The organism is Veillonella parvula, assembly GCF_032575955.1.
Classification (GTDB): domain Bacteria; phylum Bacillota; class Negativicutes; order Veillonellales; family Veillonellaceae; genus Veillonella; species Veillonella parvula_J.
Map to the genome: position 1 here is coordinate 27,546 of NZ_JAWFXN010000013.1, position 16,111 is coordinate 43,656.

The 16,111-nt window shown below is 41.0% G+C and carries 11 protein-coding genes; all 11 read right to left on the reverse strand.

Translation table 11 applies throughout. The features are described 5' to 3' along the window. Positions 1 to 130 precede the first annotated feature (130 nt). Positions 131 to 1,081 carry a dihydroorotate dehydrogenase gene (locus E7L28_RS09190; protein WP_316711627.1) on the reverse strand — a complete coding sequence of 317 codons (951 nt, stop codon included), beginning with the start codon at positions 1,079 to 1,081 and terminating at the stop codon, positions 131 to 133. Then, positions 1,081 to 1,848 (reverse strand): dihydroorotate dehydrogenase electron transfer subunit, encoded by a 768-nt coding sequence (locus E7L28_RS09195; protein WP_008715751.1) that lies wholly within the window; start codon positions 1,846 to 1,848, stop codon positions 1,081 to 1,083. Before E7L28_RS09195 ends, E7L28_RS09190 begins: the two co-directional genes overlap by 1 nt. A 4-nt stretch (positions 1,849 to 1,852) precedes the next feature. Then, positions 1,853 to 5,053, reverse strand: a complete 3,201-nt coding sequence (gene carB, locus E7L28_RS09200) for a carbamoyl-phosphate synthase large subunit (protein WP_316711628.1) — start codon at positions 5,051 to 5,053, stop codon at positions 1,853 to 1,855. Position 5,054: 1 nt separating this feature from the next. Next, positions 5,055 to 6,122 (reverse strand): glutamine-hydrolyzing carbamoyl-phosphate synthase small subunit, encoded by a 1,068-nt coding sequence (carA, locus tag E7L28_RS09205; RefSeq protein WP_004695539.1) that lies wholly within the window; start codon positions 6,120 to 6,122, stop codon positions 5,055 to 5,057. Beyond that, positions 6,122 to 7,408, reverse strand: a complete 1,287-nt coding sequence (locus E7L28_RS09210) for a dihydroorotase (protein WP_123138508.1) — start codon at positions 7,406 to 7,408, stop codon at positions 6,122 to 6,124. The genes carA and E7L28_RS09210 overlap by 1 nt, the downstream gene beginning before the upstream one ends. Continuing rightward, entirely contained in the window at positions 7,392 to 8,342 is a 951-nt protein-coding gene (locus E7L28_RS09215; RefSeq protein ID WP_012864090.1) for an aspartate carbamoyltransferase catalytic subunit, read from the reverse strand. The genes E7L28_RS09210 and E7L28_RS09215 overlap by 17 nt, the downstream gene beginning before the upstream one ends. 352 nt (positions 8,343 to 8,694) lie before the next feature. Further along, positions 8,695 to 11,742, reverse strand: coding sequence for an ATPase (locus E7L28_RS09220; RefSeq protein WP_316711629.1), 3,048 nt, complete (start codon positions 11,740 to 11,742; stop codon positions 8,695 to 8,697). A gap of 12 nt (positions 11,743 to 11,754) precedes the next feature. Continuing rightward, positions 11,755 to 12,702, reverse strand: a complete 948-nt coding sequence (whiA, locus tag E7L28_RS09225; protein ID WP_123138506.1) for a DNA-binding protein WhiA — start codon at positions 12,700 to 12,702, stop codon at positions 11,755 to 11,757. Between the two features lie 15 nt (positions 12,703 to 12,717). Next, the gene (locus E7L28_RS09230; RefSeq protein ID WP_021147900.1) at positions 12,718 to 14,067 is read right to left on the reverse strand and encodes a gluconeogenesis factor YvcK family protein; all 1,350 of its coding nucleotides are present in this window, start codon (positions 14,065 to 14,067) and stop codon (positions 12,718 to 12,720) included. A gap of 12 nt (positions 14,068 to 14,079) precedes the next feature. Then, positions 14,080 to 14,994: an RNase adapter RapZ gene (gene rapZ / locus E7L28_RS09235; protein WP_101929018.1), complete on the reverse strand. Its 915-nt coding sequence runs from the start codon at positions 14,992 to 14,994 to the stop codon at positions 14,080 to 14,082. 12 nt (positions 14,995 to 15,006) lie between these two features. Continuing rightward, entirely contained in the window at positions 15,007 to 15,819 is an 813-nt protein-coding gene (locus E7L28_RS09240; protein ID WP_287501660.1) for a Cof-type HAD-IIB family hydrolase, read from the reverse strand. Between the last annotated feature and the right edge of the window lie 292 nt (positions 15,820 to 16,111).

The window sequence follows — 16,111 nt, forward strand, 5'->3', positions numbered from 1 at the left end:
TATGTAATTATAGACCCCAATTCAATACATAAGAAAAGACCTAGTACTGAATGTGCTAGGTCTTTTTGTATCATATCCTATATAACGACAGATCTTATGGTTGTTTAAGTTCGCCGTACATATGATTCTATTATACTTGATGAACAGCACCTACAATATCAGTGATGCTGTTAAGATTATATTGTTCTACATATTCGCTCATTTCACGGGCAATACGTGAAATTGCTGTTGGATCTACCATCGTAGCTGTACCAACTTGAACGGCTTGCGCCCCTGCCATCATAAATTCGATAGCATCTGTGCCAGTCATGATACCACCAAGACCAATAATAGGAATAGTTACCTCTTTATAAACTTGGTGCACCATGCGAAGAGCCACGGGCTTTACGGCTGGGCCAGATAATCCACCATAAGTGTTCCCCAATACAGGCTTGCGACGATGAATATCTATAGCCATGCCCAACAAGGTATTAATTAGACTTACTCCATTACCACCGCCTGCTTCAACAGCCTTTGCGATTTCTACAATGTCTGTTACATTTGGTGAAAGCTTAACGATAACAGGTTTATCCGTTACCTTACGAACCGCTTTAGTTACTGATTCAACGACCTTTGGATCTACACCAAAGGCCATGCCTTCACATTCTACATTTGGGCAAGATACGTTTACTTCTAATCCTGCAATACCATCTACAGATAACGTCTCTGCCATCCAAGTAAACTCATCAATTGTGCCCGCAGACATATTGGCTAATAAAGGTACATCATATTTCTTAATATCCGGCAGAATTTCTTTAACAAAATGTTCAGCCCCAGGATTTTCAAGGCCAATACAGTTCAATACGCCAGATGGTGTTTCTGCAATGCGAGTACCAGGATTGCCATGACGACCTTTAGGTGTTAATCCTTTTACAGAAATAGCACCTACTTCATTACTAAGGTCTAAATAACCAGCATACTCAGGGCCATTACCAAAGGTACCAGATGCAGCGATAATAGGATTTTTCATCTTAATCCCGCAGTAATCGATGGCGAGCTTTGGATTAGGCGTAACGGTGTTATTTAAATCGCGTTCACGCATTAAAAGAACACCTCCTCAGCTGGGAATACAGGACCATCTTTACAAACTTTATAACGTTTGCCACCGGCACCATCACAAGCGCAACCTAAGCAACCGCCCGTACCACATCCCATGCGCTCTTCTAAAGATACTTGGCATGGCACATTGAGTTCTTTAGCCACTTGTGCTACGCCTTTCATCATAGGCATAGGACCACAAGTCATAACAGAGGTAAACGAATTAGCATTAATTAGGTCAGGCATGATTGCTGTAGGGAAGCCTTTTGTACCTACGCTACCATCATCAGTAGTGATGTGGACTTGAACAGGCGTATCTTTAAATAAATCAGCCCAGAAGGTTTCGCTTTCATTTCTAAAACCAAGAATAACTTGTGCTTCTTCATCTTTTTGCAAATGGGATGCGATACATAGCATCGGTGCAATACCAACGCCACCGCCAACGAGAAGCATATTATTAGATGTTACAAACGGTTCGCCCAAAGGACCTAAACAATCTAATGTATCACCAGGCACGAGACGTGTCATAATTTCAGTCCCCTTGCCTACGACGCGATACAAAAGGGTAATCGTACCCTTTCGGGCATCAAATCCAGCATAGCTAATAGGGCGGCGCAACAATGGTGCCGTAGAATCCGCTACGCGAACATTACAAAACTGTCCTACCTTTGCTTCTGCTGCTTGTTTTGGTGCGTGAACATCCATAATCCACACATCAGAGCCTATTTGCTCATTGCGAACGACTTCGCCCTGTTCTACATAGCCACTCATGATTTTACTCCAATTCAAAATCTTGTAATGCTTCTACAGTGTAGTTCGCATCATCTTTACGATTCGCCACAACACGCAATACTTCCCGTGCTGTATCGAGACTTGTTAAGCATGGTGTACCCATTTCTACAGCAAGACGACGCAATTGGAAGCCTTCGCGTTCAGGTCGTTTACCTGCAGTCAATGTATTAAGTACAAGATCGACTTTGTCTTGACGAATGTGGTCAGCACAGTTATCATCGCCTTCAGAGATTTTGTTAACTACCTTGCAGTCAACGCCATGTTCCTTGAAGTATTTACCAGTACCACCAGTTGCTTCAATGTGATAACCCAAATCAATAAAGCCTTTTGCTAATTGACTAGCTTCCTCTTTATCGCGGTCTGCAACAGTCATAAGGATTGTACCATCCTCTGGGATACGCATGTTGGCACCATTGATAGCTTTGAATAAAGCTTCAGAATATGTGCGACCAATCCCCATAACCTCACCAGTAGACTTCATTTCAGGTCCAAGAGCGATTTCTACAAGGCCCATTTTAGAGAAGGAGAATACAGGTGCTTTTACAGCTACATATGGTTTATTAGGTACAAGACCAAGTGGTAAGCTTAAGTCTTTTAAGCTTTCACCAAGGGCAATGCGTGTTGCACATTCTACCATATTGATACCTGTAACCTTAGAAATGAATGGTACAGTACGGCTAGAACGAGGGTTAACTTCGATTACATTAAGTTCACCATCAGCCACGATATATTGAATATTAAGTACACCTTTAACATTAAGGCCTACTGCAATACGACGTGTATAATCAACGATTTGATCAATCAATTCTTGGCTCAAATGTTGAGCTGGATAAACAGCCATGGAGTCACCAGAGTGAACACCGGCGCGTTCGATTTGTTCCATAATACCAGGGATACATACATCGGTACCGTCAGAAATAGCGTCAACCTCTACCTCCATACCAACCATGTAACGGTCGATAAGAACAGGATGCTCCTTAGATGCTACTACGGCTTCCTTCATGTATACATCAAGCTCTTTATCGTTGTATACGATTTCCATCGCACGACCGCCCAATACATAAGAAGGGCGAACGATTAACGGGTATTTCAACTTTTTAGCTGCTTCTTGTGCTTCTTCATCAGAGGTTACCAAAGCACCTACTGGACGAGGAATGCCAAGTTTCGCCAACAATTCATCAAAGCGTTCACGGTCTTCCGCCATATCGATGCTATCTACGGATGTACCGAGGATTTTGACGCCACGTTCTGCCAATGGGCCTGCCAAATTGATAGCCGTTTGACCACCAAATTGAGCAATGACGCCAGCTGGCTGTTCTTTATTGATAATTTCCATTACATCGTCCACAGTCAATGGCTCAAAGTATAAAGAGTCAGAAATATCAAAGTCAGTAGACACTGTTTCTGGGTTGTTATTAATCATAATAGATTGATAACCCGCTTTACGAAGGGCCCATGAGGAATGTACGGAGCAGTAATCGAACTCTACGCCTTGACCAATACGAATCGGGCCAGAACCAAGTACCACTACGGATTTTTCGCCTAGTGGTTTAACTTCGTCTTCTTGTGCATAAGCACTGTAATAGTACGGTGTTTTAGATTCAAATTCAGCCGCACATGTATCTACGTATTTATATGTTGGAAGAATATTCCATTCTTTACGTTTTGCACGAACATCTTCTACAGTTGTATTAGCATAACGAGCGATAACAGAATCAGTGAAGGAATAACGTTTTGCTTTGCGCAATACATCCTCTGTTAAACCTTGCTCAGCCAATGCTTTTTCCACAGTAACAATGTTTTTGATTTTTTCAATAAAGAATGTATCAATTTTTGTAATATAGTGGATTTTTTCTACACTGATTCCCTTGCGAAGTGCTTCTGCTACAACATAGATACGTTCATCATCTACTAAATGTAAACGTTCGATCAATTGTTCCATAGACTCATGAGCGATTTTCTTAAGCTCAATATGGTCTAAACCAATTTCCAAGGAACGAATTGCTTTAAGTAAGGAGCCTTCCAAAGAACGGTCAATAGCCATAACTTCGCCAGTGGCTTTCATTTGTGTGCCCAAGGTACGATCTGCCAAGTTGAATTTTTCAAAAGGCCAGCGTGGGAACTTAGTTACTACATAGTCAAGAGTCGGCTCAAAGCATGCTTTAGTTTCACCGGTTACAGCATTTGTAATTTGATCCAATGTCATGCCTACTGCAATTTTTGCTGCTACCTTCGCAATTGGGTACCCAGTTGCTTTAGATGCCAATGCAGAGGAACGAGATACGCGAGGGTTTACTTCGATAACAATATATTCGTTGCTATTTGGATTCAAAGCGTATTGTACGTTACAACCACCTTCGATTTTTAAATAACGGATAATCTCAACGGATGCGGTACGCAGCATTTGGTATTGAATATCATTTAAAGTCTGGCTTGGTGCCACAACGATAGAGTCCCCAGTATGCACACCAACAGGGTCAATATTCTCCATATTACATACTATGATGCAATTATCTGCACTATCGCGCATTACTTCGTATTCAATCTCTTTCCAGCCTGCAACGGAACGTTCTGCTAGGATTTGGTGAATTGGTGAAAGTTTCAACCCACGGCGTGTAATTTCATACATTTCATCTTCGTTATGGGCAATACCGCCACCAGTACCGCCTAACGTGTATGCAGGGCGGATGATAATAGGATACCCAATGCGATTAGCAAAGGTTACTGCTTCTTCAAGATCGTTAAAGATATCGGATTCAGGAACTGGTTGATTAATTTCCTTCATCGCTTCTTTGAAGAGTTCACGGTCTTCGGCTTGTTTAATAGCTTCAAGAGTTGTACCAAGAAGTTTTACACCATATTTTTCTAATACGCCCGCTTCAGACAATTGTACGGTCATATTAAGGCCTACTTGACCACCTAATGTAGCCAACAAGCCCCAAGGGCGTTCTTTTTTAATTACTTCTGTTACGAATTCAAGACTAATCGGTTCTACATATACGCGGTCTGCAATATCTGTATCAGTCATAATAGTAGCAGGGTTAGAGTTAACCAATACTACTTTATAACCCTCTTCTCGAAGGGAACGGCATGCTTGTGTACCAGCATAGTCAAACTCTGCAGCTTGGCCGATAATAATTGGACCAGAACCAATTACAAGTACTTTTTTTGCTTCTGAGGTCATATTATTTTCCCTTTCTCATTAAGTCTTCAAATTCGTCAAATAAATATAGGTTATCAGTAGGTCCTGGGGATGCTTCTGGATGGTATTGTACGGAGAAGATTGGCAATTCTTTATGACGCATACCTTCTACGGTGCCATCATTTACACTACGATGTGTAATTTCTACAAAAGCTGGCAAAGAAGTATCATCTACCGCATAGCCATGATTTTGAGATGTAATATATACCCGACCAGTACGTAAATCTTGTACAGGATGGTTAGAACCACGGTGACCAAATTTCAATTTGAATGTAGTCCCACCATAGGCTTGTGCCAATACTTGATGCCCCATACAGATGCCAAAGATTGGTTTCTTACCAAACATCTTCTTTACTTCTTCTACTGCATAGCCAAGATCTTGAGGGTCTCCAGGGCCATTAGATAAAAAGATACCATCTGGATTTGCTGCCAACACATCTTCGGCCTTAGCATCTGCAGGAAATACAGTAAGACGACAGCCTGCAGCTTCTAGAGAGCGAAGGATATTTTCCTTTACACCATAATCCATTACCGCTACGTGGAATTCAGCATTTTTATCGCCACGCATACCTTGCCATTTTGTAGTTACACGCATAACTTGATCTGTTGGCAAGTCTTGTTTAAACAATTTTTGAATATCCTCCATAGGATAATCAGAGCGTACAAGTACACCCTTCATTACACCATGGTTACGAAGAACACGTGTAATCGCACGTGTATCTACATCATAAAGGCAAGGGATGCCGTGCAAACGAAGATACTCACTAAATAACCCCTCATTTTGCCAGTTAGATGGAAAGTCACATAGTTCACCTACAATAAAACCTTTACAATATGGCTTAGGACCTTGAGTGATAGAATTTAAAGTACCATAATTACCAATTAAAGGATAGGTTAATGTAATAATTTGATCCGCATAGGATGGGTCAGTCAAGATTTCTTGATACCCGGTCATACCTGTGTTAAATACAACTTCACCTACCGTTGGGGCGCCACCTAATAAGGAACCTTCAAACACGGAACCATCTTCAAGAACTAACTTGCCTTTCATTATAAGACTACGCCCTCCTTCATAACAATTTTGCCATCAACTACTGTAAGTTTAGCTTTACCTGTAACAGTCATACCATCAAATGGGCTAACTTTACCTTTTGTATAAAATTTATTTCTATCTACTGTCCACTTTTCAGTTGTAGAGAATACAGTAATATCCGCTGGCTTACCAACTTCAAGAACACCTGCATCAAGGTGCATCAACTCAGCTGGTCGAGTACTCATATAGTACACAACTTGATCAATGCTAAGTTTATCAGGACCATATGCATTTGTAATAACCGCTGCCAAAGATGTTTCGAGGCCACTGAAACCATTTGGTGCACAGCAGAATTCATGGTCTTTTTCTTCGTATGCATGTGGTGCATGGTCTGTAATAATCGCATCGATTGTGCCATCTTTCAAGCCTTCTAATAATGCTTGGCGATGATCTTCTGAGCGAATTGGAGGAGCCATTTTAAATGCTGGATTATATTCGCGTAGGTATTCATCTGTGAAAGACAAATGTTGGCTTGTAACTTCACAGGTTACATTAAGGCCTTTAGCCTTCGCACGGCGCACCATATCTACAGTATTTTTACTACTTACATGGGCGATATGGATATGACCACCTGTCATTTCAGATAACAAGATATCACGAGCAACAGCCAAATCTTCAGCTACTGCAGGACGACCAATAACACCTAATTCATAAGAAACAATACCTTCATGCATATGGCCATTTTTAGTCAATGTAATATCTTCTGCATGGTCGATAACCATCTTATTAAACATGGACGAGTATTCTAAAGCACGGCGCATAAATGCAGCATTTTCTACATAGTGGCCATCATCGGAGAAAGCTACTACACCAGCTTCTGCCATATCCCCCATTTCAGCAAGTTCCTTACCTTCAAGACCTTTTGATACAGCACCAATAAATTCTACCTTAACAACACCAGTAAGTTCGGCTTGCTTTTGCAACCCTCTTACGAGCGCAGCATTATCTACCACAGGATTTGTATTAGCCATAGTTACAACACGTGTGAAACCACCTGCAGCAGCGGCTTGTGTACCGGAGTGGAAATCTTCTTTCGCTTCTTGACCTGGCTCACGCAAATGTGTGTGAATATCGATAAGGCCTGGTGCTACAATAAGACCTGTTGCATCATATATCTCAGCACCTTCAGCATTTAAGTTTTGACCGATGGCTGCAATTTTACCATCTTTTACGAGAATGTCTGCTACTTCGTTTTGTTTTTTCGCCGGATTTACTACCGTACCATTTTTAATAAGCAAGCTCACTACCGTCACCTCCGATAATAGTTAAGTACAATACAGCCATACGTATAGCTACGCCATTACGCACTTGTTCTTGAATTACTGATTGATCAGAATACGCCACATCTGGTGCGATTTCTAGACCACGGTTCATTGGGCCTGGATGCATGACCATTACATCGTCTTTAGCTAATTTCAATACATCGTTATTAATACCAAAGATACGTGCATATTCTCTGTTTGTAGGATATAGTGCAGAGTGAATGCGTTCTAATTGAATCCGAAGTACGTTTACAACATCTGCATCAACAACGGCTTCACGAATATCGTGGTGTACGGTAACACCTAATTTTTCAAGTTCTGGATATACCATTGTACGAGGACCAGCCAGATGTACATCAGCCCCCATTTTTGTAAGTCCATAAATGTTGGAGCGTGCTACGCGACTATGCATTATATCGCCAAGGATAACCACCTTTAATCCTTCAATAGATTCCTTTTTCTCTAAGATAGAATACATGTCTAGTAATGCTTGTGTTGGATGCTCATGAGCGCCATCACCTGCGTTAATGATAATCGGATCTACGGCTTTCGTAGCGTATAAAGGTGCACCTTCTGCGCTGTGGCGCATTACGATAGCATCTGTACCCATGTAGGACATAGTTAATAATGTATCGCGGAAGCTTTCACCTTTACCCATGGAAGATCCACTAGGAGAAAGATTGATTACGTCAGCCCCTAAATATTTTCCGGCTAACTCAAAGGAACTACGAGTACGAGTACTTGGTTCCATAAAAAGGTTAATAATGGATTTCCCCTTTAATAGTGGAACCTTCTTGTCATCAGAAAGAACGATTTTCTTCATTTTCTTTGCCACATCTAAAATCAATTTGATTTCTTCAGGTGACACATTTTGCAAACCCAATAAATCTTTGCCTTTTAGGCTAACTTGTCCCATGATTTCCTCCTAACTCACGTAACAAAAAAGACCTTTTGCCCAGGGCAAAAGGTCAAATAGTTTGCACAAAGAAGCCCCTATGGGCACTTCAACTATATTCCTTTCTCAGCCTCTCTGGACTAAATTAAAAGGTATTGTATTATGCAATGGTCTCTCGTACCATATATGCATTTTCTTTATTTATTGTACTGAATCCACCTTTGAAAGTCAATGTAAAACACAAAATTCATATGTATTTTAAAAAGAGGACAAGCATATAAAATTGCTTGTCCTCTCTATATTTAAACAGCTATTAATCCACTTCTATATCTTAAACTTTAATCTAAAATTTCTTTTTTAGAAATTAAGGGTCTTAACCTAATGGATATAATTTTGGTGGGTTTTCTTCATCATTTTGCTGTTCATTTTGTGGAGTATATGGCATTTGATCTTGTTGCGGCTCATTCGCTACAGGATTTATCTGCACATATTGCTGATTTGGCGACAATTGAGGTTGACGTTGCTCACGACGACGTGTATTTTGAGATGCAGTCGGTCTAGGTTTTGTCAACTCATCAATGGATACAGCATTTGGAATAGTTACATTTGATGTATCCCCATGAATATCATCAAGTTCACTGAAGGAAGGAGTCCTCTTAGATGCTTGAGCAGCCTTACGTTCGGCTTCAAGTTGTTGACGGGCAAGTTCTGCACGACGACGAGCGCTTTCTTGTTGATCTCGAACACGTTGAATCGCTTCAGCACGCTCTTTTGCTTTACGTTCTATTTCAGCTTGAGCCAACGCTTGTTGACGGGCAGCTTCAGCTTTACGTTCTGCCTCTAGTTGCGCTTTATATCGTTCCTCAGCAAGGCGTCGTGCCTCGGCTGCTTGACGTTCTGCTTCAGCTCGTTCTGCAGCAAGTCGCTCTTGCTCTGCCTTACGAGCTTCCGCCGCTATACGAGCCGCCTCTGCTTTACGAGCCTCTTCGGCACGTCTTGCTTCTTCTATGCGACGAGCTTCTTCGGCTCTACGCACTTCTTCGGCACGTTTAGCCTCTGCAGCAATGCGAGTTTCTTCAGCACGGCGCGCTGCTTCGAGTCGTTCCTGTTCAGCTCTACGTTGTGCCTCAAGTCTAGCTGCTTCTGCTTTCCGAGCTTCTTCTGCTCTACGTGCTTCTGCTTCTAAACGAGCTTGTTCAGCTTTACGCGCCGCTTCAATTCTCGCAGCTTCAGCTTTGCGTGCTTCCTCTGCTCGTTTTGCTTCTGCTGCTACGCGAGCGGCCTCAGCTTTACGTTCCGCTTCAATTCGATCTTCTTCTGCTCTACGCGCTTCCTCCGCACGACGAGCCTCTTCTGCTTTTCTTGCTGCTTCTATTTGTTGTGCTTCCAAAGCAGCCTTAGCTTCTGCCGCTCTACGAGCATCTTCTTGACGCTTCGCTTCAAGAGCGGCTTGCTCAGCAGCACGTTGTGCTTCTAAAGCAGCTTTCGCTTCTGCTGCTTTACGAGCTTCTTCGGCACGTCTTGCTTCCAATGCTTCCTGCTCGGCTTTACGTTGTGCTTCTAAACGAGCTCTAGCCTCAGCAGCCAAGCGTTCCTCTTCGGCCTTTTTGGCCTCTAAAGCAGCTTTTTCTGCTGCTCTTTGCGCTTCAAAGCGTGCCTTAGCTTCGGCCGCTTTTCTTTCTTCCTCCGCTTTGCGTGCGGCCTCAATACGAGCAGCTTCAATTCTACGTTCTTCTTCAAGACGTTTTGCTTCCGCTGCTAGTCGAGCTTCTTCTGCTTTACGAGCCGCCTCTAGCCGATCTGCTTCCGCTTTTCTCGCTGCCTCGATACGTGCCATTTCAGCTTTACGAGCCGCTTCCGCCTTGCGAGCTTCCTCTGCTTTACGCTCTGCTTCGGCTTTTTCAGCCATCTTGCGCTCAATTTCAGCATGCTTGGCTTCTGCAGCCTTTCGCAACATTTCGGCTTTTTCTGCAGCTAGTCGAGCCTCTTCAGCTTTTTTACGAGCTAATGCTTCTTTCTCATCTTTTGCCTTTTTAAGTTGTGCTTCTTTTTTTACATCTGCTACAGCTTTATCGCTTAACTTTTTAGTTTCTTCATGAGCAATTATTTCTGCCCGTTTAGCTGGACTTTCAACAGTAGATTTTTTAGTATCTACGGACCCTTTATCTCCATCTTTACCACCTACAGGTCCTACAGGTATTTGTGTTCCCCCTTGAGTTGGGTTCCCTAAAATATCTTTAACATCTTTTGGTACATTAACAGCAATAGTTTGATGTTTTTGTGGATTTGCAAGAGATTCAGGAATCAACAAGAAACGAATTGGCAAATTCGATGCACCGGCTGGCATAAAGTTTAATGTTAATAAATCGCCCGCATTATAGTTCCCTAAAAGACGGCTATCTAATATAGTACCTTCCCCTAATGCGGAAATACCATCTGCACCACCAATGTGGTAAGTCCGTGTATCTGTCTGCCCCCTTCTAGCACCTTGTTGATGCAATGTTTTTACCGTAAAGGAACCAGAATAAGGTCCCCCAAGAGGATTAAAATACAGTCTAAACGGGTCATTCCCCTTTGTAGGAATTTTTAACGTATACGATACGCCATAGTTACCACGATCTCGAACAAATGCTTTATTTTGCATTTCGTCTACACCATTAATAAACGTATCTTCTCGGTCATTACCAATTTCTACAAAGGCACCACCTAAAGAGGTATCGAATGGTGTAGTAACCTCCATATTACGCTTAGCACCAGTATAAGTACCGCGTAATTGTATTTCATCAATAGGAAGGTTTTTCACCCAATGTGATGCATCTACAGGGTCCATCCCCATAGGCAACATCATGACACGCGCAAATATAGGCCCTTCTGTTTTAATATCTACAATACCCGTAAATAATGCATCTCGATTTACCGGTGTATTTTCTAAGTCACTAAAGATTAATTGGCGCCCTTGTGGTGGGATGCTAAGAGTATATAATGGTCTTGCATCTGGGCTTTCATTAAGAGGTTGCTCCAAATCCTTTCGAGACAAATCACGACCTGCTGCAAAATAATCAGGTGTAGCTACAGATTTTAATTGTCTCATGACATGTACTGAAGTTGGATAAGCCGTTTGGTTTTCTAAGACGATAGCAATCTTGTGAGGTAAATCCATTTCATTTACATGATAGAAATAGATACGACCATTGCCATTAATTGTACCTGCACTTAACGTACCTCCTACAGGTCCTACATATTCAGGACTATCCGATAGGAGCAATGTATCCGTTTGAGACACCAACGATGGTGGCAACGGAGAAAACTGAAAATATCCAATTGATTGTAAATCTATATCACGAGCTTCTACATGGCCTGTAAGGGCAGCCATGGCAGCCATAGCCGCAGCTACACAATATCTTGATTTATAGGAAAACATATATTATTACCTCTATACTTCTTCGAGCCCCAACGGGTCATACGTAAGTGCTAATGCTTCAATCTTCTTTAGTCGATGGCCAATTCCAGATTTAGATAGTTCCCCCTCCATCAACTCTTCAAGCTCTTTTAAACTCGCTTCAGGATTCTCCCACCGAAGTCTTGCAACGACGCGCAACTTTTCAGGTAATTCTTCAATACCGATTTCTCTATCAATAATACGGATTGCTTTTACCTGACGAACTGCTGCATCCACAACCTTCTGTAAATTTGCCGTCTCACAGTTGACTTGACGATTAATTTGATTCCGTACGGTTTTCATAATCCGCACGTTTTCAAATTCCATAAGCGCCGATTGAGCACCCATGATTTGCAAACAATTTGTTACTGCATCCCCTTCTTTAAGATATACTACATACTCGTCCTTCCGCTCCGTTAGACCAGCGTGAATGTGAAAGAGTCGTAATACATGAATAATTTCCCTCGCAAAAGTCTCATTCCCCGTCATAAACTCAAGATGGTAATCACTTTGTGGTTTATTAACAGAGCCTCCCCCTAAAAAAGCTCCCCTTAAAAAGGCACGTCGTGCTTCCATTGATTTGAGCCAACTGCGAGGGATTTGTTCGGTTACAGGCCATAAAGCGAGATCCTCTAAAGCCTGTCTCCCCTCTGTAGAAGGTTCCACAGAGAGCGTATACATATTTTTTTTACGCAGGTTTAAACCTTGTCGTACTAATACATTTGTAGGTAATTCGTATTGCTTTTTCAAAATACCAAGCAACCGACGAGCTACTGCATTATTAGCCGTAGCCAAACGAATGCCAACGGCACCTTTCATCCCCAAAATGATAGATCCGCTCATACGCAATAAGCAAGACGCTTCAATTTTCATGGCCACATCCGCATCACTAGAGGCTTCATATTGGCATAATTCATTTTTTACATCTTCTGCAAATGACATGGACATCCCTTCTCATTAATGATCATCTCGTTGAAGATAATATTCTAAGATATGCGGTTCAGTGTTAGATTGCATAGCATGAATGATATCCATAATAACTTTACCTAACCGTTCAGGATCGTGAACAGCTGGTTTTTGAGGATTAATTAAGGTAGCTCGTATAGTGCGGATTCCTTTGTCTTGTAACTTTTTAGTATCTAATACCAATGGTTCAGATCCTACAGCACTATATTGTTCAACCATTTGAATTGGCAACGGCCCATCATTGGCAAGAACAGTATCTATAATTCCTTCTCCGCCATGAGCAATTAAAGCCTCTACATGGTCATTTAATGTGTAGCCTGTGGTTTCACCCGGTTGTGTCATAACATTAGCAATATAGATTTTATTAGCCTTACTGGCACGTACATGAGAGGCCAATTTATCAGTTAGTAAATTTGGGATAATGCTAGTATATAAACTACCAGGACCTAAAATAATCACATCGGCTTCATCAATGGCACGTAATGCAGCCCCCTCTGGCTTAGGCAATGCTGGATCACTATAGATATGACGAATCCGTTTACCCGAGTGTGGTATATTACTTTCACCTTCTACAATAGTGCCATCTGTCATCTCTGCACGCAATTTAATGAACTCTGTAGAGGAAGGAATTACACGACCACGGACACGCAACAATTTACTAGCCGCTTCAAGAGCTTCTTCAATATCTCCATCGTAAACTTGAGCAAGCGCAGTGATAAAGAGATTACCAAAGCTGTGTCCAGAAAGCTCATTTTCCCCTTCGAAGCGGTAACGGAATAAGTTCTCCATTACCCCTTCTTGTTCAGCTAGTGATACTAAACAGTTTCTTAAATCACCAGGTGCTATCATTTGAAAATCTTCTCGCAAGCGGCCAGAAGAACCTCCATCATCAGCAACTGTTACAATCGCAGATAGGTTTGATGTATGTGATTTCAAACCACGCAATAAATTTGATAAGCCTGTACCCCCACCGATTACTACAATTTTAGGGCCCTTATCGAGTCGGATATTTTGAAAGATAATATCCGATACCTTGCTGTCAGGATTAGGTAGTACCGCACGAATAATCGTTTTTATAACTTTACTTGTACCGATGAGCATTAATACAGCGCCAATCGATAATACTACAGCCCCTACAGCAATGAGTACATTATAATTGTAAAAGCCCGTCATATTATAAGAAAAGGCAAGTACAATATCTTCAAGAACCGCAAGCCATTGATAGTTAAACATCAAGGAAATGCCAATAATTAAAAGACCTACACCACAACTAAATAGGGCAAGCCAACGTTTTATATTTAGACCCGGAATTAGCCACCGGAACCATCCTTTTCGCAACATAATCCCCCCTATCTATTTATCAAGTGTTATAATTTCATGAGGATTATAATCTTCTTCTACATTATTTTTCATCATATCTCTATGTTCAACAGTGACACGATATCCTTTTTCTAACAAGTGGGAATATAGAGCCTCTGCCATAGCTACAGATCTATGCATACCACCTGTGCAACCTACTGCCACAATAAACTGAGATTTCCCTTCTTGTTCATAATTTGGTACAAGGAAATCCATGGTATCAAAGTAACGTTTTTTAAATTCCTCGGTTACTTCAAAGGAATGGATATATTCATTCACTGCTTTTACACGACCTGTTTTATGACGAAACTCAGGAATATAAAATGGATTTGGTAGAAAACGAACATCCCATACCATATCTGCATCGAGAGGAATACCATATTTAAAACCAAAGCTCACTACAGTAATAGCCATACCATGAGCTTCATCAACTTGAGCAAAACGCGTTTTTAAATACTCTTTCAAGCTGGCTGTTTTCATATTAGTGGTATCAATAATAAAATCTGCTTTATGGCGCACAGAGTTAAGAATTTGGCGTTCCTTCTTTAGCCCTGTTGTAATCAGCCCATTAGGAGCCAATGGATGACTCCGTCGACTTTCCTTATATCGACGAATCAAAGTCTCATCTGTAGCATCCATAAATACAATTTCAAAATCTACCTTCATATCTTTTAATGTATCTAAAGATGAAGAAAGAGCTTCAAAAAATTCGCCACCCCGAATATCTACAACAAGAGCAACGCGATTAGTCCGTTCTCCACCTTGTCGGCAAATTTCACTTAATTTAGGGATCAGCACAGGGGGAATATTATCAATACATAAATACCCCATATCTTCTAAAGCTTGCAATACCTGAGTTTTGCCGGCACCTGACATACCTGTAACTATTAACAAACGAAATGCTTCCATAGTTTTACTCCATTATAAAAGATTATCTTCAATCCAATGGGCTACGCCATCGTCATTATGGTGGCCACAAATTGTATGAGCCACAGATTTTACATGATCTGTAGCGTTTTCAACAGCTACAGAGTAACCTGTTTTACGTAGCATAGAAATATCATTTTCTGCATTACCAAAAGAAACGATATGTTCTAAACTAATATGATTATCTAAAGCTAGTTGTGTCAAAGCACGCCCCTTTGACACATTAAGGGCAACGATTTCTAAAAAGTCTTTTTGGCTACGAACTAGAGTCACCATATCACCAACTCTAGGAGTTAAAATTTCAATAATTCTGTTAATTCCTTCTACTGTATCTATGGCAATTAGCTTATTCGGTTCAGAGTTTAAACTATATAACGTATCACCTAAAAATTCTGCCGTAGCACCAGTCTGTTTTTCATAGAGAGCGGACTGCCACGTTTTATGATGACATAGCAAATGATCATCTATATAGGATTGAATATGCCAATCATATTGTTTTGCTAATTCATAAATACGACGTACCACTTCAATAGAAACAGTCTGTTCAAACAGTTTACATCCTGTTTCCAACTCTTGAATGAGGCCACCAGAAAATAAAATCATCGACACATTACCAAGCTTTAATGCCTGCCCAATGGGCTTAGCCGTTTGGTACATACGCCCCGTAGCAATCGTAATAGCAACACCCCTTTGCTGCAACCGATGTAATACATCTACTGTATAGTCAGATATAGTATTATCGCTACGCACCAAAGTTTCGTCACAATCGATGGCAACCATTTTAATATGAGAAAAAAAAGGATTCATATTCGCCGCCTTTATAGAAATTTTAAATACTCTTTATTATACCATTAATAGTGGCTATATAGATAGAAATTAGCGGTAATAACCTAATAATGACAAGAAAATTTACTCATGAAATTTTCATGAAATAAAAATCCTCTATTATTAATCAATTATATATTATTAATAAGTCAACATAATAAATAATTCATATAATTTTCATTTAATTTTATATTAAATCATAACCACCCGTAAAACGGGTGGTTTGCTCTGACCCTATAAGGGTCTTTCTCTAGTGGTGGCCCTCTAAAGAGGG